General features: G+C 63.1%; 22 protein-coding genes, 2 tRNA genes and 3 rRNA genes. 14 read left to right on the forward strand and 13 right to left on the reverse strand.

Annotated elements, in window-relative coordinates; all coding sequences use genetic code 11:
* Window positions 1-16: 16 nt before the first annotated feature.
* From HNE04_RS21035 to cynS, 6 genes are all read left to right on the forward strand, one after another.
* Window positions 17-1,213, forward strand: coding sequence for a sensor histidine kinase (locus HNE04_RS21035; protein WP_172223651.1), 1,197 nt, complete (start codon window positions 17-19; stop codon window positions 1,211-1,213).
* Window positions 1,210-1,869, forward strand: coding sequence for a response regulator (locus HNE04_RS21040; RefSeq protein ID WP_172223653.1), 660 nt, complete (start codon window positions 1,210-1,212; stop codon window positions 1,867-1,869). The genes HNE04_RS21035 and HNE04_RS21040 overlap by 4 nt, the downstream gene beginning before the upstream one ends.
* Before the next feature lie 116 nt (window positions 1,870-1,985).
* Window positions 1,986-3,350 (forward strand): CmpA/NrtA family ABC transporter substrate-binding protein, encoded by a 1,365-nt coding sequence (locus HNE04_RS21045; protein WP_172223655.1) that lies wholly within the window; start codon window positions 1,986-1,988, stop codon window positions 3,348-3,350.
* Between the two features lie 4 nt (window positions 3,351-3,354).
* Window positions 3,355-4,218 carry a nitrate ABC transporter permease gene (ntrB, locus tag HNE04_RS21050; protein ID WP_172223658.1) on the forward strand — a complete coding sequence of 288 codons (864 nt, stop codon included), beginning with the start codon at window positions 3,355-3,357 and terminating at the stop codon, window positions 4,216-4,218.
* A gap of 1 nt (window position 4,219) precedes the next feature.
* Window positions 4,220-5,098 carry an ABC transporter ATP-binding protein gene (locus tag HNE04_RS21055; RefSeq protein WP_407926615.1) on the forward strand — a complete coding sequence of 293 codons (879 nt, stop codon included), beginning with the start codon at window positions 4,220-4,222 and terminating at the stop codon, window positions 5,096-5,098.
* An 11-nt stretch (window positions 5,099-5,109) separates the two neighbouring features.
* On the forward strand, window positions 5,110-5,553 hold the full coding sequence (gene cynS, locus HNE04_RS21060) for a cyanase (protein ID WP_172223663.1): 444 nt from the start codon (window positions 5,110-5,112) through the stop codon (window positions 5,551-5,553).
* Here the strand turns inward: cynS and HNE04_RS21065 are convergent.
* The 11 genes from HNE04_RS21065 to HNE04_RS21115 all read right to left on the reverse strand — a co-directional run bounded on the left by HNE04_RS21065 (window position 5,547) and on the right by HNE04_RS21115 (window position 12,798).
* Window positions 5,547-5,927 carry a hypothetical protein gene (locus HNE04_RS21065; RefSeq protein ID WP_172223666.1) on the reverse strand — a complete coding sequence of 127 codons (381 nt, stop codon included), beginning with the start codon at window positions 5,925-5,927 and terminating at the stop codon, window positions 5,547-5,549. The two genes, cynS and HNE04_RS21065, sit on opposite strands and share 7 nt — an antisense overlap.
* Window positions 5,928-6,015: 88 nt before the next feature.
* A complete protein-coding gene (locus tag HNE04_RS21070) occupies window positions 6,016-6,258 on the reverse strand; it encodes a KGG domain-containing protein (RefSeq protein WP_172223667.1) in 243 nt (80 codons plus the stop codon).
* A 150-nt stretch (window positions 6,259-6,408) separates the two neighbouring features.
* On the reverse strand, window positions 6,409-6,777 hold the full coding sequence (locus HNE04_RS21075; protein ID WP_172223670.1) for a thioredoxin family protein: 369 nt from the start codon (window positions 6,775-6,777) through the stop codon (window positions 6,409-6,411).
* Window positions 6,778-6,798: 21 nt separating this feature from the next.
* Window positions 6,799-7,470, reverse strand: a complete 672-nt coding sequence (locus HNE04_RS21080; RefSeq protein WP_172223671.1) for a histidine phosphatase family protein — start codon at window positions 7,468-7,470, stop codon at window positions 6,799-6,801.
* 96 nt (window positions 7,471-7,566) lie between these two features.
* The gene (locus HNE04_RS21085; RefSeq protein WP_172223674.1) at window positions 7,567-8,247 is read right to left on the reverse strand and encodes a VOC family protein; all 681 of its coding nucleotides are present in this window, start codon (window positions 8,245-8,247) and stop codon (window positions 7,567-7,569) included.
* Window positions 8,244-9,092, reverse strand: a complete 849-nt coding sequence (locus HNE04_RS21090) for a PhzF family phenazine biosynthesis protein (RefSeq protein ID WP_172223677.1) — start codon at window positions 9,090-9,092, stop codon at window positions 8,244-8,246. The genes HNE04_RS21085 and HNE04_RS21090 overlap by 4 nt, the downstream gene beginning before the upstream one ends.
* Window positions 9,093-9,101: 9 nt before the next feature.
* Complete coding sequence (locus HNE04_RS21095) at window positions 9,102-9,722, reverse strand: glutathione S-transferase family protein (RefSeq protein ID WP_172223679.1); 621 nt, start codon at window positions 9,720-9,722, stop codon at window positions 9,102-9,104.
* Window positions 9,723-9,726: 4 nt separating this feature from the next.
* Window positions 9,727-10,923 (reverse strand): aminotransferase-like domain-containing protein, encoded by a 1,197-nt coding sequence (locus tag HNE04_RS21100; RefSeq protein WP_172223682.1) that lies wholly within the window; start codon window positions 10,921-10,923, stop codon window positions 9,727-9,729.
* Window positions 10,924-10,950: 27 nt separating this feature from the next.
* Window positions 10,951-11,280, reverse strand: coding sequence for a DHCW motif cupin fold protein (locus HNE04_RS21105; RefSeq protein ID WP_172223684.1), 330 nt, complete (start codon window positions 11,278-11,280; stop codon window positions 10,951-10,953).
* A 10-nt stretch (window positions 11,281-11,290) separates the two neighbouring features.
* Entirely contained in the window at window positions 11,291-12,187 is an 897-nt protein-coding gene (locus HNE04_RS21110) for a DMT family transporter (RefSeq protein WP_172223687.1), read from the reverse strand.
* A complete protein-coding gene (locus tag HNE04_RS21115; RefSeq protein WP_172223689.1) occupies window positions 12,184-12,798 on the reverse strand; it encodes a LysE family translocator in 615 nt (204 codons plus the stop codon). The genes HNE04_RS21110 and HNE04_RS21115 overlap by 4 nt, the downstream gene beginning before the upstream one ends.
* A 129-nt stretch (window positions 12,799-12,927) precedes the next feature.
* On the opposite strand from HNE04_RS21115, the gene HNE04_RS21120 reads away from it, so the two are divergent.
* A complete protein-coding gene (locus tag HNE04_RS21120; protein ID WP_172223692.1) occupies window positions 12,928-14,376 on the forward strand; it encodes an aminotransferase-like domain-containing protein in 1,449 nt (482 codons plus the stop codon).
* A gap of 3 nt (window positions 14,377-14,379) precedes the next feature.
* Here the strand turns inward: HNE04_RS21120 and HNE04_RS21125 are convergent, their stop codons facing one another.
* Window positions 14,380-16,083, reverse strand: coding sequence for a phospholipase D-like domain-containing protein (locus HNE04_RS21125; protein WP_172223695.1), 1,704 nt, complete (start codon window positions 16,081-16,083; stop codon window positions 14,380-14,382).
* A gap of 85 nt (window positions 16,084-16,168) precedes the next feature.
* Window positions 16,169-18,055: an ATP-binding cassette domain-containing protein gene (locus HNE04_RS21130; protein WP_172223697.1), complete on the reverse strand. Its 1,887-nt coding sequence runs from the start codon at window positions 18,053-18,055 to the stop codon at window positions 16,169-16,171.
* Between the two features lie 105 nt (window positions 18,056-18,160).
* On the opposite strand from HNE04_RS21130, the gene HNE04_RS21135 reads away from it, so the two are divergent.
* The 7 genes from HNE04_RS21135 (at window position 18,161) to rrf (ending at window position 26,833) form a co-directional block, all read left to right on the forward strand.
* Window positions 18,161-18,613: a (2Fe-2S)-binding protein gene (locus tag HNE04_RS21135; RefSeq protein ID WP_172223699.1), complete on the forward strand. Its 453-nt coding sequence runs from the start codon at window positions 18,161-18,163 to the stop codon at window positions 18,611-18,613.
* An 80-nt stretch (window positions 18,614-18,693) separates the two neighbouring features.
* Window positions 18,694-20,979, forward strand: coding sequence for a xanthine dehydrogenase family protein molybdopterin-binding subunit (locus HNE04_RS21140; RefSeq protein ID WP_172223701.1), 2,286 nt, complete (start codon window positions 18,694-18,696; stop codon window positions 20,977-20,979).
* Window positions 20,980-21,586: 607 nt separating this feature from the next.
* Window positions 21,587-23,121: ribosomal RNA gene (locus tag HNE04_RS21145) — 16S ribosomal RNA — on the forward strand.
* Window positions 23,122-23,220: 99 nt separating this feature from the next.
* Window positions 23,221-23,297, forward strand: a tRNA-Ile gene (locus tag HNE04_RS21150).
* Between the two features lie 19 nt (window positions 23,298-23,316).
* Window positions 23,317-23,392 (forward strand) — tRNA-Ala (locus tag HNE04_RS21155).
* Between the two features lie 328 nt (window positions 23,393-23,720).
* Window positions 23,721-26,600: ribosomal RNA gene (locus HNE04_RS21160) — 23S ribosomal RNA — on the forward strand.
* A gap of 120 nt (window positions 26,601-26,720) precedes the next feature.
* Window positions 26,721-26,833: ribosomal RNA gene (gene rrf, locus HNE04_RS21165) — 5S ribosomal RNA — on the forward strand.
* Together the 16S, 23S and 5S rRNA genes with 2 tRNA genes alongside form the textbook arrangement of a ribosomal RNA operon.
* Window positions 26,834-26,839: the final 6 nt, after the last annotated feature.

Consider the following 26,839-nt stretch of genomic DNA (forward strand, 5'->3'; position numbering starts at 1 on the left):
TGCTTGGCCCAGTGCCATGCATGCCGACGCCCTTCACCTGCTGGCACCAGCGGGCCTTTCTCCGTCGCAGCCCCTGTGGCAAAACCAGCTCGGGCTGCTGCTGGAGTCCACGGGCGAGGGGATCTTCGGCGTCGATCTGGACGGGCACTGCATGTTCATCAACCGCGCCGGCGCGCGGATGCTGGGCTTCGAGCCTGCCGAGGTGTTGGGCCACAACATGCACGACCTGACGCACCACTCCCACGCCGACGGCAGCCACTACCCCGACACCGATTGCCCGATATTCAACGCCTTCCGTCAGGGCTTGCCCTGCCGCATCGACAGCGAAGTGTTCTGGCGGCGCGACCGCAGCGCGTTCGCTGTGGAGTACTCCAGTTACCCGATCGTGGACTCCGGCCAGGTGCGCGGCGCCGTGATCACTTTCGTGGACATCACCGAGCGCAAGCGCGCGGCCGACGCGCTGCACAAGGCCAAGGCCGAGTTGGAGCTGAGGGTGGCAGAGCGCACCGGCGAGCTGTCGGCGGCGCTGGCCCAGCAGCGCGAGCTGGCTGCGTATTCGGAAACCGTGCGCGAGGAAGAGCGCACCCGCATCGCCCGCGAAGTGCACGACGAGCTGGGCAGCCTGCTGGTGGCGATGAAGATGGACGTCAACTGGCTGGACAAGCGCCTGGCGGAGCAGCCGGGGCGCGACGCCGAAACGGCGCAGGCAATGCGCGAGCGCATGCGCTGCAAATGCCAGAACATGAGCCGGCTGATCGAGCGTGCCGTGGACAACGTGGGGCGCATCATCACCGACCTGCGCCCCAGCATCCTGGACCACCAGGGCCTGTGGGCCGCGCTGGAGTGGCAGGCCCATGAATTCGTGGAGACGGCCGAACTCGAACTCGAGTGGGACATGCAGCCCGGCGAAACCCCGGAACTACCGGGGCCGGCTGCCATGGCGGTGTTCCGCATTTTCCAGGAGATGCTGAGCAACGTGGGCCGCCACGCGCAGGCCAGCCGCCTCGCCGTGCGCATCGCCGCCGACCCGGAACGCCTGCGCATCACGGTGGAAGACAACGGCAACGGCGCTTCGGCCGAAGCCTTCGAAGCGCCCACCGCCTACGGGGTGATGGGCATGCGCGAGCGGGCTCGCCACCTGGGCGGCCACATCGCCATCTCGAGTGAAGTCGGGCATGGCTGCGCTTTCACGCTGGTCCTGCCACTGCGATGATGAAACGTATCCGCGTGCTGCTGGGTGACGATCATCGCATCGTGCGCGAGGGCTTGAAGCAGGTACTGGCCGACGCGCCCGACATCGAGGTTTGCACGGAGGCCACCAACGGGGTGGAGGTGCTCGATGCGGTGCAGGCCGCGCAGGGCACGCTGGGCCTGGACGTGGTGGTGCTGGACATCGCCATGCCCGGGCGCGACGGCCTGGAAGTGCTGCAAGAACTGCGCAAAGCCTGGCCGCGGCTGCCGGTGCTGATGCTCAGCACCTATCCTGAAAAGCAGTACGCGGTGCGCTGCATCAAGCTCGGAGCGGCGGGCTACTTGAACAAGAGCGCCGATCCGGACGATATGGTGGCGGCCGTGCGCAAGGCGGCCGCCGGTGGCGTGTTCGTGACGCCGGCCACGGCCGAAGCCCTGGCGAGCGCGGTAGGCGGGGCCGGCGCCAAAACGGGGCCCGAAGCCCTGTCGCACCGCGAGCACCAGGTCTTCCGGCTGCTCACTTCCGGGCATAGCGTGAGCGAAATTGGTGCGCAACTGCAGCTGGCCCCCAATACCGTGAGCACTTACAGGGCGCGCATCCTGGAAAAGACCGGCACCAAGAACGACGTGGAGCTGGCTTTGTACGCCGAAAGACACGGGAAAACCCGCGACTTGTAGTGGCAGCCCTACAAGCCCTAGAGCGTTGGTGAGTGATTTCCCGCGGTGACTGCCGCAACGGTCCGAACAGGCGCAGCCCTTGCACGTGAAGACGCGTCTTCAACCAAAGGTGCGCCATGTCCAAACCCTACGACGCTTACGATGCCGATCGCCCGCTGATGCTGCGCTGTGCCTGCGGCCAGGACCATGCGCCGGGTGAACATGCGCGGGCCCAAGCCGCCAGTGCCCAGGCGCACTCGGACAACTACCTCGAGGCCAGCCTGATCAAGGCACTGTTCCCGGTCGACAGCGTGCGCCGCCGCTTCCTCAGCGCCGTGGGCGCCAACACCGCGCGGGCTGCCATCGCCTCGGTGCTGCCGCTGGGCGCGCTGCAGGCCATGGCTCAGGAGAAGGGCCCGCTGGAAAAGAAGGACCTGAAGATCGGCTTCATCCCGATCACCTGCGCCACGCCCTTGATCATGGCGCACCCCCTGGGCTTCTACAAGCAGCAGGGCCTGAACGTGGACGTGGTCAAGACGGCGGGCTGGGCGCTGATCCGCGACAAGATGATCAACAAGGAATACGACGCGACCCATTTCCTGTCGCCGATGCCGCTGGCAATTTCCATGGGCGCGGGCTCCAACCAGGTGCCCATGAACGTGGCCACCATCCAGAACACCAACGGCCAGGCCATCACGCTGGCCAACAAGCACAAGGACAGGCGCGATCCCAAGCAGTGGAAGGGCTTCAAGTTTGCCGTGCCGTTCGAGTACAGCATGCACAACTTCCTGCTGCGCTACTACGTGGCCGAGCATGGCTTGAATCCCGACACCGACATCCAGATCCGCGTGGTGCCGCCGCCCGAAATGGTGGCCAACCTGCGCGCCGGCAACATCGACGGCTACCTGGGGCCGGACCCGTTCAACCAACGCGCGGTCTATGAGGAGATCGGCTTCCTGCACATCCTGACCAAGGACCTGTGGGACGGCCACCCGTGCTGCGCCTTCGGCACGTCCACCGAGTTCATCCAGAAGAATCCGAATACCTTCGCCGCGCTCTACCGGGCCGTGCTGACGGCGTCCGCCATGGCCCGCGATCCGAAGAACCGTGAGCTGATCGCCAAGGTGATCGCGCCGGCCCAGTACCTGAACCAGCCCGAGACCGTGCTCACGCAGGTGCTCACCGGCAAGTTCGCCGACGGCCTGGGCAACATCAAGACCGTGCCGAACCGCGCCGACTTCGACCCGATTCCCTGGCAGAGCATGGCGATCTGGATGCTCACCCAGATGAAGCGCTGGGGCTATGTGAAGGGCGACGTCAACTACAAGCAGATCGCCGAAAAGGTCTTCCTCTTGACCGACGCCAAGCGCCACATGAAGGACCTGGGCCAGAAAACGCCGGAAGGCGCCTATCCCAAGTTCACGATCATGGGCAAGGTGTTCGACCCCGCCAAGCCGGACGACTACGTCAAGAGTTTCGCCATCAGCAAGTCGGCGGCCTGAGGCGATGGGCAAGTCCCTGAATGCGAGGGCGGCGCTGGTGTCGCTGCTGCTGTTGCTGGCGCTGCTGGGGGCTTGGTACGCCGCCACCTTGCCCGGTGCTGGCGGGGGTGCGGCCACGGGCCTGTCGGCCGAGCAGATCGAGTACCAGAAGATGCTGGGCAAGGACCCGGGCGGGGCGGCGAAGGCCGGTGGCTTTCCGACGCCCGGCCAGATGGCCGCCACTTTCTGGAAGCACCTGTCCAACCCGGTGTACGACAACGGGCCGAACGACAAGGGCATCCTCATCCAGCTGGCGCATTCGCTAGGCCGTGTGGCACTGGGCTTCTTGCTGGCCTGCGCCGTCGCCATTCCCCTGGGCTTCGTGATCGGCATGTCGCCGCTGCTGCGCAAGGCCTTCGACCCATTCATCCAGGTGCTCAAGCCGATCTCGCCGCTGGCCTGGATGCCGCTGGCGCTCTACACCATCAAGGACTCGTCGATCTCGGGCGTGTTCGTGATCTTCATCTGCTCGGTCTGGCCCATGCTGATCAACACCGCCTTTGGCGTGGCCTCGGTCAAGCGCGAATGGCTGAACGTCGCCAGCACGCTGGAGGTGACGCCCCTTCGCAAGGCCTTCCGCGTGATCCTGCCGGCCGCTGCGCCCACCATCCTTACCGGAATGCGAATCAGCATGGGCATCGCCTGGCTGGTGATCGTGGCGGCCGAGATGCTGGTGGGCGGCACGGGTATCGGCTACTTCGTGTGGAATGAGTGGAACAACCTGTCGCTCACCAATGTGATCTTCGCGATCCTGGTGATCGGCATCGTGGGCATGCTGCTGGACCTGGCGTTCGCGCAGTTCCAGAAATGGGTGACCTATGTTGAATGAGGTGGGTACTGCCGTCCCGGGCCTCTCTGTCACCCCGGACTTGATCCGGGGTCCACGTGACGCGAGCGAACATCGAGGCTTCCTGAAAATCGAAGGTCTTTCCAAATCCTTCGTCCCCGGTAAACCGGTTTTCGCGGATGTCTCCTTCACCCTGGACAAGGGCGAGTTCGTCTGCATCATCGGCCACTCGGGCTGCGGCAAGACCACCATCCTCAATGTGCTGGCGGGCCTGGACCAGGCTTCCGGCGGCCACGTCTTCATGGACGGCCGCGAGGTCGCCGGACCCAGCCTGGAGCGCGGCGTGGTGTTCCAGAGCCATGCGCTCATGCCCTGGCTGACGGTGCGCAGAAACATCGCCTTCGCGGTCGAGTCGCGCTGGCCCGACTGGACTCGCGCGCAGGTGGCCGAGCATGTCGAGAAGTTCGTCGCGATGGTGGGGCTCACGCCCGCCCTCGACAAGAAGCCATCGCAGCTGTCGGGCGGCATGAAGCAGCGCGTGGGCATCGCCCGCGCCTTCGCGATCCAGCCCAAGATGCTCCTGCTGGACGAGCCCTTCGGCGCTCTCGACGCGCTCACCCGCGGCACGATCCAGGACGAACTGATGGGCATCGTGCGCCAGACGCACCAGACGGTGTTCATGATCACGCACGACGTGGACGAAGCCATCCTCCTGGCCGACCGCATCCTCCTGATGAGCAACGGGCGCGAAAACGCCACTGGCTACACACCGGGCGGCATTGCCGAAGTCGTGAGCAACACCCTGCCCCAGACGCGCAAGCGTGCCGAGCTGCATCACTTGCCCGGCTACTACGAGCTGCGCAACCACATCGTCGATTTCCTTGTCACCCGGGCCCTTGCCGGCCACGAATCCAACCCATAAGGAGCCAACCCATGAATCGCAACGACGTCACCGAGAAGATCATCGCCACGAAGGTGTCCAAGGGCATCCAATGGGCCGACGTGGCCAGGAAGGTCGGCCTGTCCAAGGAATGGACCACGGCCGCCTGCCTGGGGCAGATGACGCTCAACAACGAGCAGGCGAAGGTGCTGGGGGAGATCTTCGGCCTGTCGGAAGAAGAGCAGAAGTGGCTCCAGGTCGTCCCGTACAAGGGGTCGCTGCCCACGCAGGTGCCCAGCGATCCGCTGATCTACCGCTGGTACGAGATCGTCAATGTGTACGGCACCACCATCAAGGAGCTGATCCACGAGGAGTTCGGCGACGGGATCATGAGCGCCATCGATTTCTCGATGGACATCACCCGCGAGCCGGACCCCAAGGGCGACCGGGTGAGTGTGGTGCTCTCGGGCAAATTCCTGCCCTACAAGAGTTATTGAGTCTTGGTCTCGGTCTGGCGGATGATGCCGCCGCCCTTGACGCTGCCTTCCGTCGACCCGACGCCCATCACGCGCTGGACACAGGCTTCGCGGTCGGCTGGCGGTTGCGCCTCGCAGCGCGCGGTGGCGTTCTGTGAAAAGCTGGCCGAGGCGCTACCGCCGGCCAGTGCGCCGCGCCGAGCTTCCTCGTAGGCAGCTCCGGCTTCCTTCAGGCAAGTGGCCCGATCCTGATGCGACTGGCCGCTCAGGCAATGGGCGCGTTCCTGTTTGTATTGCTGCTGCGCTTGCGACAAGGCCTTGTTGCCCGCCGACCAGGCAGCGGGAGCGAGGGCCAGTGCAATGGCGCATGCGCCGAAACGTTGGTAGCAATTCATGGAGAGTCTCCGTTTATGAATTGCGGAGCTTGCGTTGCGACCGCCTGCGCTAGCGTGCGCGGTGATGCCGCGCACCTGTAGGACAAGCTCAGCGATTGCCGCCGGCGCTGCTGGCGCGATTCGAGCGGTTGCTCTGGCTGCGCGCCTGTCCGCCCTTGCGGCCGGCTTCCCGGGCTTCCTCGGAGGTGAACTCATGGGCGGTGCCCTTCTCATGGGCGGCACGACCGCCTTCACTGGCGATCTCGCGCTGACGCTGCGGATCCATCGAGGCAAAGCCTCGATTGGAACTGCCCTGCTTCTTGGTTGGGTTGCCCTGATCGTTAGGTGCCATGATCAAACTCCTGAAAATACGGTGGGGAAAAAATCATGACCAGCAACTGTGCCGGCCATGCCCACATTGAGCGTGCATATCGCAAAGACACTCGTCAGGAAGGAAAGCAGGGCAGTGTAGGACTAAGCCTTGCCCAGTTACGATTGGTTGCTATCGTTTCGGTAGCACCGATGCTGCGAGGCGCTCGAGCAGCGGGGCGGCTTCAACCGATACGGCAGCGCTGGCAGGGGTGTCCTGCAGGCTCGCGATCAGCCGCGTGAATTGCGAGCCGGAGGGCAGCACCGGCCCGTAGAAAAGCGGCTCACCTTCGCGCGCGATCAACACCGTGGGAAAGGTCTCGATGTCCACATCGCCCATCGCATCGGCCTCGTCTTCGACATCGACCCAGGCAAAGCGCAGCTCGGGGTGCGCGGCGGCGGCTTGCGTGAAGGCCTCGCGCCACTCGCGGCAGACACCGCACCATTCGGCGCACAGGCAGATCACCCACCAGTGGGATGCGGCGTCGGCGGAGGATTTCATTCCGCCAGTTTAGCAATCACCTCAGGAGTAGGTGACCCACTTCGCGTAGTCCGGGTGTTCCAGATGGGGAATGGCGTTGAAGCTGACCAGCATGTGGCGCTTGGGCGTGAAGGCGAACTCGGTGATCGAGCTGTTGCGCATGCGCAGGTTCAACTCGATGGTGGCGTCGGCCCCGGTGCCCAGCACGTAGCCCACGGCCGTTGCGATCGGGCCGCCGCTGGTGACGACCAGCACGTTCTTGCCGTAGTGATTGGCGCGCACGTGATCGAGCGCGCTCGACACGCCATGGACGAAGTCGTTGTAGCTGGGCATGCCCTTGGGGCTGACCACGCCCGCCATCCATTGCGCGAGCCCGTCGCGCAGCAGCCGGAAGTGATGGCGGTACATCTCGGGCGAGGTGGGCTTTTCCAGCTTGTGCGGATGGATGGTGGCGATCACGGCATCGCTGTCGTACTCGTTCAGGCCTTCCCATGACAAATGTTCGCCCTCGCGCTTCATGCCTTGGAGGATGCCCGCCATCGTCTGCTTGTGCCGGCGCAGTGTGCCGGCGATCAGGCCGTCGAAGTGGATGCCTTTTTGCGCGAAGTATTCGCCCAGGCGGATGCTCTGCTTATGGCCGAGGTCGCTGAGATGGTCGTAGTCGTCGGCGCCAAAGGATGCTTGGCCGTGCCGAACCAGATAAAGAGTTCCCATGCGGTCATTCTGGCCGTCGTGGCCGCGCCTCGAAGTCGCCCGTGCGACGGTCAGGGGCTCTCCAGCCGCTGCCGTGTCAGCAATTCGCAAGCGTGCTCAGGTGCCTGCGGATTCCAGCACCACAGCGCCCTTGGGCGTGGCCAGGGTGGCGACGAGGTTGGGCGCCCCTTGGTCTGCGCCCACGCCTTGCAGGCCGATGGCGCTGTGCGCGGCCTGTAGGTCGGGAAGCCGCGGATGGCAGACGTGCAACGACTGCAGCGCCAGGCCGGCGTCGGGCATGGCGTCGGCCGGATGCGCGTCGCCCCACTGGATCAGCGTGGGCAGGCCGCCATAGAACAGGCGCTGGCCATCGCGGCGCACGCTGATCTGCCAGCGCAACATTCCTTCGGGCGTGGCTCGCTCTGCCTGGACCAGCGGGCCGCGCTCTATGCCCAGCCGGCGCAATGCCCTCAGGCCTGCCCCCGCATCGCCCGTGCTCGCTACGAAATGCACGAGCCGCGGCTGCTGCTGCACGGCGTGCTGCAGGGCCGGGTCGTCCAGGTCGAACCAGCGACGGCGCCCGGGCGCCGGTGCAGCCGGGTTGATGGCGATGATCTCGAGGTAGGCGCGGGGGTACTGAGCCGTCGCGATAAGCAGCAGCCGGTTGTGCGTCCCCATCAGCGGATGCTCGCCGCCGGCGCGCGGCGTCACGCCGAGCGTGGCCTCGCACCACTGCACACCTTGATCCAGGGTGCGTGCCGCCACCACCAGGTGGTCGATGCGGCAGGCTGGCTTCACAACGCGACGCTTCCGGAAATGCAGGTGACCGAGGCCCCGCCGACCCAGACCTGCCCGCTGTCGTCGCGCTCGATCGACACACGACCGGCGCGATCGAGGCAGGTGCCCTGCGCGGCCAGGTAGCGCGCGGGCATGTGGCCCTCGGCTATCAGCCACTCCGCCAGGCTGGCATTCAGGCTGCCGGTCACGGGGTCTTCGGTGATGCCGATCGGCGCGGCGAACGCCCGCACTTCCAGATCCGGTGTGCCCCGCTCATGTCCGGAGTACGCGGCGGCAACACCCACCTTGTGGCCGAGGTTCTTGAGCTCCAGGTGGTTGGGCGACAGCTTGAGCACGGTCTGCGGGCTGTCGACCAGCAGCGTCAACCACGCCGGCCCGTTGTCCAGCGTCTGGGCGGCGATCACCTGGCTGGCCTTCAACCCGAGCGCGGCCGCCACCTGGGCCAATACGGCGGGGCTGGGCGCGCTGCGCTTGAGAGGCGGGGCGGCAAAGGCCAGGCGCGCATTGTCCCGGCGGATCTTGACGAGGCCGACCTTGCACTCCTGCGCGATGAAGTCGCGGCCGCGCGGCTTGCCGCCTGCCTCCAGCCAGGCGTGGCAACTGCCCAGCGTGGGGTGGCCGGCGAAAGGCAATTCGCCGCCGGGCGTGAAGATGCGGACGCGGTAATCGGCCGTGTCGCTGCCGGGTGGCAGCAGGAAAGTCGTCTCGGACAGATTGGTCCAGCGCGCGAAGTGCTGCATTTCCTCGTCGGAAACACCCGAGCCGTCCAGCACCACGGCCAGCGGATTGCCGCGATAAGGCGTCGCTGTGAACACATCGACTTGCTTGAAGTTGCGTTGTTGCATGGGAGGCCTTCAGGAAAGAGGGAGATCGAGCACGCCGCGCGAGGCCGGCTGGGCCAGGATGCCCTGGTACCAGCGCTCGAGATGGGGCCGAGCCGGCCGCTCCAGCGGCAGGCCGCGCCAGCGATGCAGTTCGCAGGCGATCGGGATGTCGGCCATGGTGAACGCATCGCCCGCCATGAAGGCGCGGTGGGGCAGATGGTCGTCGAGCAGCGTCATCAGCGACTCCGTGGCCGCCGCTGACTGCGCGACCAGTTGCGCATCGCGCTTCTCGGCCGGGGTGCGCATCAGATGCACGAAGGCATTGCGTCCCGCCGGATTGAGCGTGGTCTGCTGCCAGTCCATCCAGCGCTCGGCGTCGAAGCGCGCGGCGAGGTCCTGCGGATAGAGCTCGCCCGGCGAATGCTTGGCGCATAGGTAGCGCACGATGACGTTCGATTCCCACAGCTGGAAATCGCCGTCTTCGATCAACGGGACCAGCGCGTTGGGGTTCTTGGCCAGGTACTCGGGCGTCTTGACGACGCCGAACTCATGGCCGGCGTCGGTGCGCTCGAACGGGATTCCCAGCCATTGCGCGGCCAGCACCACCTTGCGGACATTGATGGACGAGATGCGGCCCCAGATCTTGAGCATCGATTCACCTCTTGCCAAGTTGTTCGCGAATCGCGGCAGCGAGGGCCGCGATGCCGATCTTGATCTGCTCGGCGCTGGCCGTCACGAACGACAGGCGCAAAGCACGCGGGTCCGACTGTCCGGCATAGAAAGCCGCACCGGGTACGAAGGCAACGCCCTTGTCCACCGCCTTGGGCAGCAACTCGATGGCGTTGACGCCTTCGGGCAGGCGGGCCCACAGGAACATCCCGCCGTCCGGGGTGTTCCATTGCACGTCCAAGCCTTGCATCTCGCGTTGTAGCGCGCCCAGCATCGCGTCGCGTTGCGACTTGTAAAGCGCGCGGATGGTGGGCACGTGGCGATCCAGGAAACCGTCCTTCATCACCTCGGCGACCATGCGCTGGTTGAAGCTGGGGCTGTGCAGGTCAGCCGCCTGCTTGGCCTGCAGCAGCTTGGGGTACAGCGATTTCGGGGCCACCATGAACCCCAACCGCAGGCCCGGTGCCAGCACCTTGGAGAAAGAGCCGAGATAGACGCAGCCTTCGGGATTGCGCGCGGTCAGGGGCAGCGGCGGAGGCGCGTCGAACCACAGGTCGCCGTAGGGGTTGTCCTCGACGATGGGCAGGCCCAGTTCGGCAGCGCGGCGTGAAAGCGCGGCGCGGCGCTGCTCGCTCATGGTGCGCCCGGTCGGGTTCTGGAAGTTGGGCAGCACGTAGAGGAAGCGGGCCGCCTGCGCTTTGTCGGTGAGGTCTTCGATGTCCACGCCCTCGTCGTCGCTGGCCACGCTCACCACCTCGGGTTCCATCGGCGTGAAGGCCTGCAGGGCGCCCAGGTAGGTCGGCGTTTCGACCAGGATGCGCGAGCCCGCGTCGATCAGGATCTTGGCGACCAGGTCCAGGCCCTGCTGGGAGCCGGTGGTGATCAGGATTTGTGCCGGGTCCGCTTTCCACGGGAGCATGGCAGCGACCATCTCGCGCAGCGGCGCATAGCCTTCGCTGGCGGCGTATTGCAGCGCGGCGGGACCGTCTTCGCGCAGCACCTTGTCGCAGGCCGCGGCGAACTCGCTGACCGGGAAGGTCTTGGGCGAGGGCAGGCCGCCGGCGAAGCTGATGATGCCGGGCCGCTCGGTGACCTTGAGGATTTCACGGATGACCGAGGGATTCATCTTCTCGGCTCGGCGCGCCATCACCCATTGCGTGATTTGCAGATCGTTCAGTTTCATGGTTCTCTCCGAGGTGGTGGGTTGGCGTCAGTCGACGATGAATAGTGTGGCGCCTTGCGGCGAGGTGGAGCGATGCGGCTCGGCATTGTCCGCGACCTGGTAGCTCATGCCGGGGGTCAACGTGAAGCGGCGGCCGTCGGCCAGTTCGGTGTGCAGCTCGCCCTTCAGGCACAGCAGCACGTGGCCTTTGACGCACCAGTGATCCGAGACGTAGCCGGGGGTGTATTCGACCATGCGCACGCGAACATCGCCGAATTGCCGTGTGCGCCAGGACGCCTGTCCGGCTTCGGCGGATTTTTCTACCGGCTCGACGGCCGTCCAGTCGCAAGTGGCAAAGGGAATGTCGTTCATCTTCATAAGGTCGCCTTCACGCCGCCGCCCGCACGGGCATCTTCTTGCCCAGGAAGACTGTCGCTATCACGGCGGCGGCAAAGCCCAGTGTGACCGCGTCCAGCGACTCGCCCAGCAGGGGCACGGCGAACAGCATTCCCAGGAAGGGCTGTATCAGTTGCACCTGGCTGACGCGGACGGTGCCGCCCAGGGCCAGGCCGCGGTACCAGGCGAAGAATCCAAGCCACATGGAGAATACCGCCACGTAGGCGAAGCCCCACCAGGCCGCCGCCTGCAGTGCGTGTTGCGGGCGGGTCAGCAATGCGACCGGCGCAGTGAGCGGCAGCGCGATGACCAGGGCCCAGCAGATCACGTGTTCGGCGCGCATGCGCTGCGAGAGCCGCGCCCCCCAGCCATAGCCGACGGCGGCGCAGATCATGGCCGCGAGCAGCAGCAAGTCGGCGGATTGCATGGCGAGGCCGCTTTGTCCGGATCGCAGTACCGCGAAGGCCACCACCAGGGCACTGCCCAGGGCGGCGCAGGCCCAGAACCCGGCCGAGGGCCGCTGCCGGTGCAGCCAGGCGCCCACCGCTGCGGTGGCCAGCGGCAACACGCCGACGATCACGCTGGCATGCACGGCCTCGACGTGGCGCATGGCGATCGAAGTGAGCAGAGGAAATCCGAACACCACGCCAGCCGAGGTGATGGCCAGCGGCAACCAGTCCTCGCGGCGGGGCAGCGGCGCGCGCGTGACCAGCAGGAAGACGGTGGACAGCAAGGCCGCGACGACGGCGCGCCCCAAAGCGATGAAGACGCCCGACATCTGCGGTGCTTCGGGCGTGCCGACGGCCAGCCGCGTCATGGGCAGCGTGAGCGCGAAAATGGTCACGCCGGCCAGGCCCAGCCAAAGGCCCCTGGTTTCCTGCGGCTTCATACGGTGAGCATCCAGGCCGCGGTGGCCGTGAGCACGAGCGCCAGCGCGCGGTTGAACCAGAGCAGGCGCGCGCCTTGCGACAGCCATTGCCGCAGCAGCGAACCCAGTAGTGCATACATAAAGTTGCTGGTGAATGCAAACACCACCATGACGGCGCTGATGATGGCGAGCCGCTCGCCCGGGTTGGCCGCCGGCGCGCCGGCCGCGTTGACCACCCAGCCGGCGGTGAGCGTGAGCGCGAGCATCCAGGCTTTGATGTTGAGGAACTGCAGGCCCACGCCCTGGATGAAGGTGACGTCGAGCCGGGCTGCGTCCACTTGCGTGAGCTGGGCCGAACCGGATAACTTGAAGGCGAGCCACAGCATGTAGGCGGCGCCGGCGATCTTGATGGCCCAGTTCAGCGCCGGCATGCCGGTGACCAAGGCCCCGAGGCCGAGCCCGCAGGCCACCATGAGCATCGTCCAGCCGGTGGGGACGGCCAGGCAAAAGCGCAGGGCGCGCCGCAGCCCGTGATTGGCCGCGAGTGCGGTGGACAAGGTGGTGTTGGGCCCCGGCGAGAAACTCATCGCGGTAGCAAACGCCAGCAGGGCCAACAGCTCCGCCGCGCTCATGTTCGAAGGTCCTCTTGCCTGTTCATGAGGATCACTGTAATCTTTGAGGCCAATACACGAGCAGTACAGTTGGCCATATCAGTTTGGTCATCTGTACTGCCCGGACCGACAATACAGAAGGACATTCCCATGCTGATGAAAGCCTCTTCGCAATCGCTGACCGAGCAGTTGTCGGCGCGCTTCGCCCAGCGCATTCGCGACCGGCTGCTGGCGCCGGGCGCGCGCCTGCCGTCGGTGCGGCAATGCGCGCAGCAGCAGGGCGTGAGTCCCTCGACGGTGGTGGCCGCGTACGACCAGCTGCTGGCGCAAGGCATGGTGGAGGCTCGCAAGAACCGCGGCTTCTTTGTGCGCGAGAGTCGCAGCGAGCCCGCGCAGGCCGCGCCCGAGCCGGGCAGCGGCGCCCGGCCGGTCTCGGCCTGGGCGACCGCGACGGGATTCGTCACGCCGCGCGCTTTTGCACCGATCGAGGCCACGGCGCTGATCCGCGGCATGTTCCACAAGGTCAGCAACAAACCCCAGCCCGGCATGGGTGTGTTCCCGCCCGAATGGATGGAATCGACCTTCATGCCGGCGGCGGTGCGCAAGGTGACCAGCACCAAGTCGCTGCAGCAGTTTTCACTGCAGTACGGCGAGCCCATGGGCGACAGCGGCCTGCGCCGCATGCTTTCCAACAAGCTGGCGACCTTGAGCGTGCATGCCGCGCCGGAAAACATCATCACGACCGTGGGCGCCACCCATGCGCTGGACATCGTCAGCCGCACACTGCTGCGCGCGGGCGATCACGTGATGGTGGAGGAGCCGGGCTGGGCGGTGGAGTTCGCGCGGCTCACGGCCATGGGCATGCGCCTGCTGCCGGTGCCGCGCCGGGCCGAGGGGCCGGATCTGGAGGTGATGGCGAAGTATTGCGAGGTGCACCAGCCCAAGCTCTATGTCAGCGTGAGCGTGTTCCACAATCCCACCGGCTACTGCCTCACCCCGGGCAGCGCGCACCGCATGCTGCAGCTGGCCAACCAGCACAACTTCCACATCGTCGAGGACGACACCTACAGCCATATCGCACCCGAGCACGCGACGCGCCTGTGTGCGCTCGACGGCCTGCAGCGGACCATCCACGTCAGCGGCTTCGCCAAGATACTGGCGCCGAATTGGCGGGTCGGCTTTCTGGCGGCCGATTCCTCGCTGATCGAGCGATTGCTGGATACCAAACTGCTGACCACGCTGACCACGCCGGCCCTGCTGGAGAAGGCTCTGGCCCTGTGCATGGAGCAGGGCCAGCTTCGCCGGCATGCCGAGCGCATCAAGACCCGCCTGGGAGCAGCACGCAGCCGCAGCGTGAAGCTCGCCTTGAACGCCGGCTGCACCTTTGCCGCGGAGCCGGTCGGGCTGTTCGGCTGGGTGGACACGGGCGTGGATACCGACGCGCTGGCGCAGCGCATGCTGGACGAGGGCTACCTGCTGGCGCCCGGCGCGCTGTTTCACGCGGAGCGCAAACCCAGCACCCTGATGCGCATCAACTTCGCGACCACGCAGGATGCGGCGTTCTGGAAGAAGTACTCGGAGCTGGTCCGCCAGATGTAGCGGCTACAGCATCTCGTCGGGAGCGAAGGGGGCGATCAGCATCACCAGCAGTTTCAGCTTGGTGCTGGCCTCCGGTTCGCTGCGGGCGTCCTTGAACGCGGCGCCTGGGGGCGCGCGCCAGACCAGCTGGCTCTTCTCGAGCTCGAGCCTGTAGGCGCCTTGCGCGATGGTGGCATCGACCTGGCGCGCGGCTTCCTGCGAGACGGCGGTGCTGCGGATCAGAAGCGCCACCTCGCTGTTTTTCAGTTGCGATCGCAGATCGAGGTTCATGGAGCCGATCACGGCCAGCCGCTTGTCGATGATCACCGCCTTGGAGTGGAGGCTGGCCCGTGAAGCGCTGCTGCCGCTCTTGGAGCCGCCCGCGCGGCCGGAACCGAAGCCGGCGGTCGAGCCCATGCCGCCCACCGTCCCCTCCTGGTCGGCGCGCATCTCGTACAGCTCGATCCCCATCGCCACCAGGTCCTTGCGGTAGCGCGCATAGCCGGCGTGGGCCGCCGGCGCGTCGTTGGAGGCCAGCGAATTCGTGAGCACGCGGATGCGCACGCCCCTGGCGCGCATGCGCCCGAATTGCTCCATCATCGCCGCGCCCGGCACGAAGTAGGGCGAGATGATCAGCACTTCCTGGCGGGCCTGATCCATCAGCTGCAACAGGCCATCGACCAGGGTGTCGCCCGCGTCCACCTCGTCGTCGCCCGGGCCGATCTTGCCCGGCTTGTCTTCCATCAACAGCGCCGGCGCCCAGGCCAGCGGGATCCTGCGTAGGTCCATGGGCGTGGGTTCGGCGCTGACGACAGCCGTGGGCGTGATGTCGGGAAGGATGGAGGACGTCAAGGTCGCAGGCGCAATGTTGGGAGCAGGCTTGTTGGCCAGCCGTGACGGGTCGGCTGCGGGCGCCGGCGGGGGCTTGCGCAACTCCTCCAGGTCCTGGGCCGACACCAGCAACTCCATGGGGTAGGCCAGTTTGTCGTTCCAGTAGCGGTCGAAGCTGGCCGACATGTCGCGCACGATGCGGCCCATCGCCAGCACGTCCAGGTCGACGAAATTGCTCTTGTCGTCGGTTCCGAAATAGGCGTCGCCGAGGTTGCGACCCCCGGTGATGCCCATCGCGTTGTCGGCGATGAACAGCTTGTTGTGCATGCGCTTCTGGATGCGGGGCATGTCCTTCAATGAGGTGATGACGCGCCCCATCAATGAAGCGCGCGAGCCCGGCAGCGGATTGAACAAGCGGATTTCCACGTTGGGCTCGAAGGCCAGGCGCAACACCTGGGCGTCTTCTCCCGCCGTATTGAAGTCGTCGAGCAGCAGCCGGACACGCACGCCGCGCCGCGCCGCGTCGCGCAGGCCCTGCAACAGGATCTCGGTGCTGGCGTCGGCGTGGATGGCGTAGTACTGCAAGTCCAGGCTGCGCTGGGCCGACTGGATCAGTGCCAGACGGCTCGAAAAAGCCGCGCCCACGCTGTCCAACAGCCGGAAGCCCGAGTCGCTGCGCGCGCCTTCCTGCGTCCTGCGCTGCTGCACCAACTGGCCCAGCGGCGTCTGGTCCGGCGCGTTGAAGGCGCTGGATACCGGTCGCTCCACGTTGTCCGGCAGGCTCGCGCAGCCGGTGATCAAGCTCCAGAGGCTGATGGCCAGCATCCAACGCAAGACAAACACCCAGCGAAGGTGCGGCGGTGAAGTCAGGCAGGCGGCAGGTGTGTTGGGCTCCATGGATGCGGCCACTGTAAACCCTGGGGCTGCTCCGGAGGGGCTCCCCAAGGTCAGCCGTTACCACCAATCCCTGCCAGACAAACCCCTATGGCGTGCTGCCCAGTGCTTCCCATCGCTCCAGCGCCGCCATCAGCTGGTCGTCGATTTGCGCGCTGCGCTCGCCGAGCAGGGCGGCGCGGGCCGGGTTGTTGCCATAGAGTTCCCCGTCGGCCAGCTCCTCGTGGATCTGCTTTTGTTCCTGCTCCAGCGCTTCGATCAGGGTGGGAAGGGTCTCCAGCTCGCGCTGCTCCCTGTAACTCAGCTTTTTCTTGGGCGCTGCGATCGCGGGCGCCGCGGCGGGTTTGGCCAGGCTCGCGGCCGGCGCGGCCGACCGTGCGTCTGCCGCGGCAGCGGCCTGCGCCATTGCCTGCGACCGGCGCGATTGGGTCAACCAGTCCTGCACGCCGCCTTCGTACTCGCGCCACAGGCCGCCGCCTTCGAACACGATGGTGCTCGTCACCACGTTGTCCAGGAATGCCCGGTCGTGGCTGACCAGGAACACCGTGCCGTCGTAGTTCTGCAGCAGGTCTTCCAGCAGTTCCAGCGTGTCGATGTCCAGGTCATTGGTCGGCTCGTCCAGCACCAGCACGTTGGCCGGCCGTGCGAACAAGCGCGCCAGCAGCAGGCGGTTGCGCTCGCCGCCGGACAGCGATCGCACCGGCGAGCCGGAACGCGCCGGCGAGAACAGGAAGTCGCCCAGGTAGCTCTTGACGTGCTTGCGCTGGTTGCCGATCTCGATCCATTCGCTGCCGGGGCTGATGAAGTCCTCCAGCGTGGCATCCAGGTCCAGCGCGTCACGCATCTGGTCGAAGTAGGCCACCTGCAGGTTCGCGCCCTGGCGCACGCCGCCGCTGTCCGCCGCCAGCTCGCCGAGAATGAGCTTGAGCAAGGTGGTCTTGCCGGCGCCGTTGGGACCGATCAGGCCGACCTTGTCGCCGCGCAGGATGGTGGCGGTGAAATCGCGCACGATCACCTTGTCGCCGAAAGCCTTGTTGACGCGGGTGAGTTCCGCCACGATCTTGCCGCTGGGCAGGCCCGAAGCGACGTCCAGCCGGACGCTGCCCAGCGCGTCGCGCCGCGCGGCGCGGCGGGCCCGCAGCCGTTCGAGCCGGGTGATCCGGCCTTGCGCGCGGGTGCGCCGGGCCTCCACGCCCTTGCGGATCCAGACTTCTTCCTGCGCCAGCAGCTTGTCGGCCTTGGCCGTGATGATGGCCTCCTGAGCGAGCTGTTCTTCCTTTTGCAGCTGGTACTGGGTGAAGTTGCCCGGGTACGAACGCAGCTTGCCGCGGTCCAGTTCCACGATGCGGGTGGCGACGCGATCCAGGAAAGTGCGGTCGTGGGTGATGGTGACGACGCTGCCCTTGAAGTCGATCAGCAGGTTCTCCAGCCACTCGATGGAGTCCAGGTCCAGGTGGTTGGTGGGTTCATCGAGCAGCAGCACGTCGGGCCGGCGCACCAGCGCCTGGCCCAGCGCCACGCGCTTCTTGGTTCCGCCCGAGAGCGTGCCGATCACCGCATCCTTGTCCAGGTGCAACCGCTGCAGCGTCTCCTCGACGCGCTGCTCCCAGTTCCAGCCGTCCTGCGCTTCGATGGCGCCCTGCAGCTTGTCGAGGTCGCCGTGGCCGTGGCTGTATTGGTCGATCAGCGCAATCACGTCGGCCACGCCGGCGAGCGTGGCCTGGAAGACGGTCGCTTCTGAATCCAGCACCGGCTCCTGCGCCACGTAGGCGATGCGAAGGCCCTGCTGGAGTTGCAGGACGCCGTCGTCGGCCTTTTCCAGGCCGGCCAGGATCTTGAGGAAGGACGATTTGCCGGCGCCATTGCGCCCGATCAGGCCCACGCGTTCGCCGGTCTCCAGCGAGAAATCGGTGTGGTCGAGGAGGGCAACGTGGCCGAAGGCCAGCTGCGAATTGAGAAGGGTGATCAATGCCATAGGAGGACGGGATTATCCGGGTAGGCGCTGGAGAGGCTCCTCTATCGCGGCCGCGCGGGCCTCTATATAGTGACCGGACGCTGGCGAAAAGCCCAAGGAGGCGGAGTGGAACTGCAAATCAACGGCAAGGCCATGACGGCCGAAGCCGACCCCAATATGCCCCTGTTGTGGGTGCTGCGCGACGTGTTGAACATGACGGGAACCAAGTTCGGCTGCGGCGTGGCCGCCTGTGGCGCTTGCACGGTCCGCGTCGACGGCCAGGCTGTGCGGTCTTGCGTCACGCCGGTCTCCACCGTGGTGGGCAAGCGCATCCAGACCATCGAAGCGCTGGGCGCGCCCGGCAAGCCTCATCCTCTGCAAGCTGCCTGGATCGCCGAGCAGGTGCCCCAATGCGGCTATTGCCAGAGCGGCATGCTGATGGCGGCGGCGGCCCTGCTGGAGAAAAAACCCAAGCCGACCGACGCCGATATCGCTGAGGCGATGACCAACATCTGCCGCTGCGGCACCTATCAGCGCGTCAAGCTGGCGATCAAGCGGGCTGCCGGAGCGAAGGCATGAGCGGCGCTGGGCCGTCCCAAGGCGCGAAGGCCCCCTTGGGGGGCAGCGCAGGCGCAGAAGGCGACAAGCGTGGGGGCTCCATGTCGCGCCGTAGTTGGTTGCTCGCGGCGGGCGCGGCGGGTGCGCTGGTTGTCGGTTGGGGGGTGATGCCTCAGCGGTCGCGGCTGGGCGCTGGAAGCCTGATGCTGCCGAACGAGGGCGATGTCGCGCTCAATGGCTGGATCAAGATCACCGCGGACGGCTTGGTGGTCCTGGCGATGCCGCGCAGCGAGATGGGGCAGGGCGTGCATACGGCGCTTCCCATGCTGGCGGCCGAAGAACTCGACGTGCCGCTGTCGGCCGTACGCATCGAGCAGGCGGGTGCGGACACCATCTACGGCAATGTTTCCATGCTGGTGGCCAGCCTGCCGTTCCATCCGCTGGAGGATGAGGCCGAGGACGGCTTCGGGCGGGTCAAGGCGGGCCGATGGGTGGTAGGGAAGGTCGCGCGCGAGTTGGGGATCAACGCAACCGGGGGATCCTCCAGCGTGGTCGATGCGTGGGACGTGATCCGCATGGCTGCGGCCACGGCGCGGGCGTCCCTGCTCGGGGCCACCTCCTTGCAATGGCGGCTTCCGGTTGAAGAGCTTTCCGTCAAGGACGGCGTCATCACCCATCCCTCCGGCAAATCGGCCAGCTACGGGCAAATGGCGAAATTCGCCGCAGCGACTCCGCCCGGACCGGTTCGATTGAAAGATCGCAAGGACTGGAAGATCATCGGCCGCTCCGCGCCGCGGCTCGATCTGGCCGGCAAGGTCGACGGAAGCGCCCGCTTCGGGCTGGATGTGCGTCCGCCGGGCCTGAAGTACGCGGCGATCCGGCTTTGCCCCATGCTGGGGGGCGCACCCGGCAGCGTCCGATCGGACAAGGCGCTGGCCATGGCTGGGGTCGAGCGACTGGTGCTGTTGCCGGCTTACGCAGGCTCAACCGCGGGATTCGCAGTCGTTGGCAAGAGCTACTGGCACGCCCGGCAGGCCATTCAGGCGGTGGATGTCGAATGGCAGCAGCGCCCCCGGGGCGCCCTGGATTCGCGCCGCATCGCCGCCGATCTCGAAGCCGCAGTGAAGGCTCAGGAAGGCCACGTCTTTCACGAGCAGGGCGATGCTCAGGCTGCGGAGAAGCAGGCGGCCCGCAGCATAGAGGCCTGGTATCGGGCGCCTTACCTGGCCCACGCCACGATGGAGCCCATGAATTGCACTGCTCAGGTCCGGGACGGCAAGGTCGAGGTCTGGGTGCCAACGCAGGTGCCCGAAATGGCACGGGCCATCGCCGCCCGCGTCGCCGGCGTATCGCCGGACGCCGTCACCCTGCATGTGACCTTGTTGGGCGGCGGCTTCGGCCGCCGGCTCGAGGTGGACTATGTCGCCCAGGCTGTGCGCGTGGCCATGGACTGCGCGGGCGCCCCCGTGCAACTGATCTGGTCGCGGGAAGAAGATACGGGCCATGATTTCTATAGGCCCATGCATGTGGCGATGCTGCGCGGCGCGGTGGACGGCCAAGGCAATGTGACCAGCCTGAGAATCAAGTCGGCGGGCGACGCCATCACACCGCGATGGATGGAGCGGGGGCTGCCGGCGCTTGCCGGGCCAGTCGATACGCCGGACAAGACCACGGCCGAAGGCCTGTTCGACCTGCCCTACGGGTTTGCCAATCAGCATATGGAGCATGTGGCGACCCGCATGGGGGTGCCGGTGGGTTTCTGGCGCTCCGTCGGCCATTCCCACAATGCGTTCTTCTCCGAGAGCTTTATGGATGAGCTTGCCGCAGAAACCAAGACGGACCCTGTCGAGTTTCGCCGCCGCCTCCTCAAGCGAGTCCCCCGTTATCTGGCGGTGTTGAACCTGGCGGCCGAGAAGGCCGGCTGGGGCGGCCCAGTGGCTGCTGGACGCGCGCGGGGTGTGGCTCTGCATGAATCGTTCGGCTCGATCGTCGCTCAGGTGGCGGAAGTCTCGCTGGAAGGTGGCAAGCCGCGGGTCCACCGTGTCGTGTGCGCCATTGATTGCGGCACGGTGGTCAATCCGAACATCGTGGCACAGCAGATGGAGAGCTCCGTGATCTTCGGGCTGACCGCGGCCCTCCATGGAAACATCGACATACATGAGGGCGTGGTGCAGCAGGGGAACTTTCCCAGCTACCCGATGGTCGGAATGGCCCTTGCTCCGCAAGTGGAAACTTGGCTCATCGCGAGCCAGCGCCCCCCGGGCGGAGTGGGAGAACCCGGCGTACCGCCGCTGGCGCCCGCAGTTGCGAACGCTCTGTTTGCGTTGACTGGGCAGCGGCAACGGACGTTGCCGCTGGTCGGTACAGGCGGATTGCAAAAAAGTTGAGTCGCGGTTGGGTGCGGCAAAAAGTCGTGCCATAATCGTGGGCTCTGCTGAGTGCAGCACTTCAAAAGCGCGGGGCGCAAAAGTGCTGAAGCGGCGGAGAAAGAAAATCTCGAATGTTTTGACTGAAGCGAAAATTTCGGTATAGAATTCGAGGCTCTGCTGGAAACGAAGCGAGAGCAACGCGAAGGCAGAAAGAGGTAGAAAAGAAGGACTCGAAAGTTTGACCGGTGATCAAAAACTGGTATAGAATTCGAGGCTCTGCTGAAAACGACTCAGCTGAAGTTTCCCAGTGAAACGGCAGCGAAAACGAAGAAAGCAAGAAACCTTCTAGGTTGACAGGGATTAAAAAAACCTGCTAGAATTCGAGGCTCTGCTGATCACAGCAAGCAGGCAAAACGAGACGCAAAGTCGAGTGGATGCCAACGAAGGTTCGTTAAAAATATACAGCCGATAAGCGTGGGCGTTTGAAGGCGATTGCCAAGTTCTTCGGAACTAAGTCGCAAGACTTTAAACGCTCATGAATGAAAGATAGATATGAAATTCAGCAATGAAGTTCATGTCAATTCCAGTTTATGAGTTGCTCGAAAGAGCGAATGAAATCAAGATCGAACTGTAGAGTTTGATCCTGGCTCAGATTGAACGCTGGCGGAATGCTTTACACATGCAAGTCGAACGGCAGCACGGGGGCAACCCTGGTGGCGAGTGGCGAACGGGTGAGTAATACATCGGAACGTGCCCAGTCGTGGGGGATAACTACGCGAAAGCGTAGCTAATACCGCATACGATCTACGGATGAAAGCGGGGGATCGCAAGACCTCGCGCGATTGGAGCGGCCGATGGCAGATTAGGTAGTTGGTGGGGTAAAGGCTCACCAAGCCTACGATCTGTAGCTGGTCTGAGAGGACGACCAGCCACACTGGGACTGAGACACGGCCCAGACTCCTACGGGAGGCAGCAGTGGGGAATTTTGGACAATGGGCGAAAGCCTGATCCAGCCATTCCGCGTGCAGGATGAAGGCCCTCGGGTTGTAAACTGCTTTTGTACGGAACGAAAAGCCTTCTTCTAATACAGGAGGGTCATGACGGTACCGTAAGAATAAGCACCGGCTAACTACGTGCCAGCAGCCGCGGTAATACGTAGGGTGCAAGCGTTAATCGGAATTACTGGGCGTAAAGCGTGCGCAGGCGGTGATGTAAGACAGATGTGAAATCCCCGGGCTCAACCTGGGAACTGCATTTGTGACTGCATCGCTGGAGTGCGGCAGAGGGGGATGGAATTCCGCGTGTAGCAGTGAAATGCGTAGATATGCGGAGGAACACCGATGGCGAAGGCAATCCCCTGGGCCTGCACTGACGCTCATGCACGAAAGCGTGGGGAGCAAACAGGATTAGATACCCTGGTAGTCCACGCCCTAAACGATGTCAACTGGTTGTTGGGTCTTCACTGACTCAGTAACGAAGCTAACGCGTGAAGTTGACCGCCTGGGGAGTACGGCCGCAAGGTTGAAACTCAAAGGAATTGACGGGGACCCGCACAAGCGGTGGATGATGTGGTTTAATTCGATGCAACGCGAAAAACCTTACCCACCTTTGACATGTACGGAATTTGCCAGAGATGGCTTAGTGCTCGAAAGAGAACCGTAACACAGGTGCTGCATGGCTGTCGTCAGCTCGTGTCGTGAGATGTTGGGTTAAGTCCCGCAACGAGCGCAACCCTTGTCATTAGTTGCTACATTTAGTTGGGCACTCTAATGAGACTGCCGGTGACAAACCGGAGGAAGGTGGGGATGACGTCAAGTCCTCATGGCCCTTATAGGTGGGGCTACACACGTCATACAATGGCCGGTACAAAGGGCTGCCAACCCGCGAGGGGGAGCTAATCCCATAAAACCGGTCGTAGTCCGGATCGCAGTCTGCAACTCGACTGCGTGAAGTCGGAATCGCTAGTAATCGTGGATCAGAATGTCACGGTGAATACGTTCCCGGGTCTTGTACACACCGCCCGTCACACCATGGGAGCGGGTTCTGCCAGAAGTAGTTAGCCTAACCGCAAGGAGGGCGATTACCACGGCAGGGTTCGTGACTGGGGTGAAGTCGTAACAAGGTAGCCGTATCGGAAGGTGCGGCTGGATCACCTCCTTTCTGGAAACTGCAATCTAATTTAAACGCCCACACTTATCGGTTGTTGGAAGGATGTCGCCAACGACTCAGGTTCGCGCCTGGTCACTTAGCGACCGGCTCGGGTCTGTAGCTCAGTTGGTTAGAGCACCGTCTTGATAAGGCGGGGGTCGGTGGTTCGAGACCACCCAGACCCACCATTCCTCCGTTTCAATCTCTGGGGGATTAGCTCAGCTGGGAGAGCACCTGCTTTGCAAGCAGGGGGTCGTCGGTTCGATCCCGTCATCCTCCACCAAACAATCTTGTCACTTGGTTCAACACCAAAGCGGCTTTAAGCATCGAAAGATCTTGAGGCTTCTTTGTTGTTGATCGATATCTATCGATCAATCGGCTGTTCTTTAACAATTCATAGAGTCGAATCAGCGTCGCTAGCGGAAACTGCACATTCGTAAAGGTTTAGTGCAGACCGTGCCGCTAGCGACATGTAAATTTTTTGATTGCGTCAAAAGAAACTTCAATTTCGAGTCAAATCGATTTTTTGAAGTACGGCATAACGCGTCAGGTGAAAGACCTGGCAATTCCTTGATTGACTTTGCTTCTCGTGAGAGGCGTCAAAGTTATAGGGTCAAGTGAATAAGAGCATATGGTGGATGCCTTGGCGATTACAGGCGACGAAGGACGTGATAGCCTGCGATAAGCTTCGGGGAGCTGGCAAATAAGCTTTGATCCGGAGATTTCCGAATGGGGAAACCCACCCTTAGGGGTATCGCATGATGAATACATAGTCATGCGAGGCGAACCGGGTGAACTGAAACATCTCAGTAGCTCGAGGAATAGACATCAACCGAGATTCCGAAAGTAGTGGCGAGCGAAATCGGAACAGCCTGTTAGTGATAGCACAAGACTTAACGGAACAGCTTGGAAAAGCTGGCCATAGCGGGTGATAGCCCCGTACGTGAAAAGACCTGTGTGGTACTGAGCTAACGACAAGTAGGGCGGGACACGTGTAATCCTGTCTGAATATGGGGGGACCATCCTCCAAGGCTAAATACTCGTAATCGACCGATAGTGAACTAGTACCGTGAGGGAAAGGCGAAAAGAACCCCGGGAGGGGAGTGAAATAGATCCTGAAACCGTATGCTTACAAAAAGTAGGAGCCTCGTAAGGGGTGACTGCGTACCTTTTGTATAATGGGTCAGCGACTTACATTCAGTGGCAAGGTTAACCGAATAGGGTAGCCGCAGGGAAACCGAGTCCGAATAGGGCGTCCAGTCGCTGGGTGTAGACCCGAAACCAAGTGATCTATCCATGGCCAGGATGAAGGTGCCGTAACAGGTACTGGAGGTCCGAACCGACTAGTGTTGCAAAACTAGCGGATGAGCTGTGGATAGGGGTGAAAGGCTAAACAAACTTGGAAATAGCTGGTTCTCTCCGAAAACTATTTAGGTAGTGCCTCAAGTATTACCATCGGGGGTAGAGCACTGTTTAGGCTAGGGGGTCATGGCGACTTACCAAACCTATGCAAACTCCGAATACCGATGAGTACAGCTTGGGAGACAGAGCACCGGGTGCTAACGTCCGGACTCAAGAGGGAAACAACCCAGACCGCCAGCTAAGGTCCCTAAAATTGGCTAAGTGGGAAACGAAGTGGGAAGGCTAAAACAGTCAGGATGTTGGCTTAGAAGCAGCCATCATTTAAAGAAAGCGTAATAGCTCACTGATCGAGTCGTCCTGCGCGGAAGATGTAACGGGGCTAAGCCAGTTACCGAAGCTGCGGATTTGCACGCAAGTGCAAGTGGTAGGAGAGCGTTCTGTAAGCCTGTGAAGGTGCGTTGTAAAGCGCGCTGGAGGTATCAGAAGTGCGAATGCTGACATGAGTAGCGTTAAAGCGGGTGAAAAGCCCGCTCGCCGTAAGCGCAAGGTTTTCTACGCAACGTTCATCGGCGTAGAGTGAGTCGGCCCCTAAGGCGAGGCAGAGATGCGTAGCTGATGGGAAACAGGTCAATATTCCTGTACCGATGTGTAGTGCGATGTGGGGACGGAGAAGGTTAACTCAGCCAACTGTTGGATATGTTGGTTCAAGCCTGTAGTCGTGCCTGGTAGGTAAATCCGCCGGGCTTAGATGAGGGGTGATAACGAGGCTGCTTGCAGCCGAAGTGAGTGATACCCTGCTTCCAGGAAAAGCCACTAAGCTTCAGCTACACACGACCGTACCGCAAACCGACACTGGTGCGCGAGATGAGTATTCTAAGGCGCTTGAGAGAACTCAGGAGAAGGAACTCGGCAAATTGACACCGTAACTTCGGAAGAAGGTGTGCCTTTAGTAGGTGAAGTCCCTCGCGGATGGAGCCCAATGAGGTTGCAAAAAATCGGTGGCTGCGACTGTTTAATAAAAACACAGCACTCTGCAAACACGAAAGTGGACGTATAGGGTGTGACGCCTGCCCGGTGCTGGAAGATTAAATGATGGGGTGCAAGCTCTTGATTGAAGTCCCAGTAAACGGCGGCCGTAACTATAACGGTCCTAAGGTAGCGAAATTCCTTGTCGGGTAAGTTCCGACCTGCACGAATGGCGTAACGATGGCCACACTGTCTCCTCCTGAGACTCAGCGAAGTTGAAATGTTTGTGATGATGCAATCTCCCCGCGGAAAGACGGAAAGACCCCATGAACCTTTACTGTAGCTTTGTATTGGACTTTGAACGGATCTGTGTAGGATAGGTGGGAGGCTTTGAAGCGGTGCCGCTAGGTATCGTGGAGCCAACGTTGAAATACCACCCTGGTGCGTTTGAGGTTCTAACCTAGGCCCGTTATCCGGGTCGGGGACAGTGCATGGTAGGCAGTTTGACTGGGGCGGTCTCCTCCCAAAGCGTAACGGAGGAGTTCGAAGGTACGCTAGGTACGGTCGGACATCGTGCTAATAGTGCAATGGCATAAGCGTGCTTAACTGCGAGACTGACAAGTCGAGCAGATGCGAAAGCAGGACATAGTGATCCGGTGGTTCTGTATGGAAGGGCCATCGCTCAACGGATAAAAGGTACTCTGGGGATAACAGGCTGATACCGCCCAAGAGTTCATATCGACGGCGGTGTTTGGCACCTCGATGTCGGCTCATCTCATCCTGGGGCTGTAGCCGGTCCCAAGGGTATGGCTGTTCGCCATTTAAAGAGGTACGTGAGCTGGGTTTAAAACGTCGTGAGACAGTTTGGTCCCTATCTTCCGTGGGCGCTGCAGATTTGAAGAAGCCTGCTCCTAGTACGAGAGGACCGGAGTGGACGCACCGCTGGTGTATCGGTTGTCATGCCAATGGCATTGCCGAGTAGCTAAGTGCGGAAGAGATAACCGCTGAAAGCATCTAAGCGGGAAACTCGTTCTAAGATGAGATCTGCCGGGGCCTTGAGCCCCCTAAAGAGTCGTTCAAGACCAGGACGTTGATAGGTCAGGTGTGGAAGCGCAGTAATGCGTTAAGCTAACTGATACTAATTGCTCGTGCGGCTTGACCCTATAACTTTGATCGTCAGATCAAGGGTGTTATGCCAAGTGACGCATTCAAGAAATACAAGCTGATTCCAAACTCTATGAATTCGTTGTGTTGACCTGTGGTCAACGCGACAAAAAGTTATGCCTGATGACCATAGCGAGTTGGTACCACTCCTTCCCATCCCGAACAGGACAGTGAAACGACTCAGCGCCGATGATAGTGCGGGTTCCCGTGTGAAAGTAGGACATCGTCAGGCTCTTAC

This window comes from Caenimonas soli (assembly GCF_013155545.1).
GTDB lineage: Bacteria > Pseudomonadota > Gammaproteobacteria > Burkholderiales > Burkholderiaceae_C > Ramlibacter > Ramlibacter soli.

Excerpts from the sequence above, each read along its gene's own strand:
- HNE04_RS21120 (WP_172223692.1), top strand. The coding sequence starts at position 12,928 with ATGCTGATGAAAGCCTCTTCGCAATCGCTGACCGAGCAGTTGTCGGCG.
- HNE04_RS21070 (WP_172223667.1), bottom strand. The coding sequence starts at position 6,258 with ATGGCACCTAACGATCAGGGCAACCCAACCAAGAAGCAGGGCAGTTCC.
- HNE04_RS21095 (WP_172223679.1), bottom strand. The coding sequence starts at position 9,722 with ATGCTCAAGATCTGGGGCCGCATCTCGTCCATCAATGTCCGCAAGGTG.
- HNE04_RS21040 (WP_172223653.1), top strand. The coding sequence starts at position 1,210 with ATGATGAAACGTATCCGCGTGCTGCTGGGTGACGATCATCGCATCGTG.
- HNE04_RS21140 (WP_172223701.1), top strand. The coding sequence starts at position 18,694 with ATGTCGCGCCGTAGTTGGTTGCTCGCGGCGGGCGCGGCGGGTGCGCTG.
- ntrB (WP_172223658.1), top strand. The coding sequence starts at position 3,355 with ATGGGCAAGTCCCTGAATGCGAGGGCGGCGCTGGTGTCGCTGCTGCTG.
- HNE04_RS21105 (WP_172223684.1), bottom strand. The coding sequence starts at position 11,280 with ATGAAGATGAACGACATTCCCTTTGCCACTTGCGACTGGACGGCCGTC.
- HNE04_RS21035 (WP_172223651.1), top strand. The coding sequence starts at position 17 with ATGCATGCCGACGCCCTTCACCTGCTGGCACCAGCGGGCCTTTCTCCG.
- HNE04_RS21130 (WP_172223697.1), bottom strand. The coding sequence starts at position 18,055 with ATGGCATTGATCACCCTTCTCAATTCGCAGCTGGCCTTCGGCCACGTT.
- HNE04_RS21100 (WP_172223682.1), bottom strand. The coding sequence starts at position 10,923 with ATGAAACTGAACGATCTGCAAATCACGCAATGGGTGATGGCGCGCCGA.
- HNE04_RS21090 (WP_172223677.1), bottom strand. The coding sequence starts at position 9,092 with ATGCAACAACGCAACTTCAAGCAAGTCGATGTGTTCACAGCGACGCCT.
- HNE04_RS21110 (WP_172223687.1), bottom strand. The coding sequence starts at position 12,187 with ATGAAGCCGCAGGAAACCAGGGGCCTTTGGCTGGGCCTGGCCGGCGTG.
- HNE04_RS21115 (WP_172223689.1), bottom strand. The coding sequence starts at position 12,798 with ATGAGCGCGGCGGAGCTGTTGGCCCTGCTGGCGTTTGCTACCGCGATG.
- HNE04_RS21045 (WP_172223655.1), top strand. The coding sequence starts at position 1,986 with ATGTCCAAACCCTACGACGCTTACGATGCCGATCGCCCGCTGATGCTG.
- HNE04_RS21075 (WP_172223670.1), bottom strand. The coding sequence starts at position 6,777 with ATGAAATCCTCCGCCGACGCCGCATCCCACTGGTGGGTGATCTGCCTG.
- HNE04_RS21125 (WP_172223695.1), bottom strand. The coding sequence starts at position 16,083 with ATGGAGCCCAACACACCTGCCGCCTGCCTGACTTCACCGCCGCACCTT.
- cynS (WP_172223663.1), top strand. The coding sequence starts at position 5,110 with ATGAATCGCAACGACGTCACCGAGAAGATCATCGCCACGAAGGTGTCC.
- HNE04_RS21080 (WP_172223671.1), bottom strand. The coding sequence starts at position 7,470 with ATGGGAACTCTTTATCTGGTTCGGCACGGCCAAGCATCCTTTGGCGCC.
- HNE04_RS21065 (WP_172223666.1), bottom strand. The coding sequence starts at position 5,927 with ATGAATTGCTACCAACGTTTCGGCGCATGCGCCATTGCACTGGCCCTC.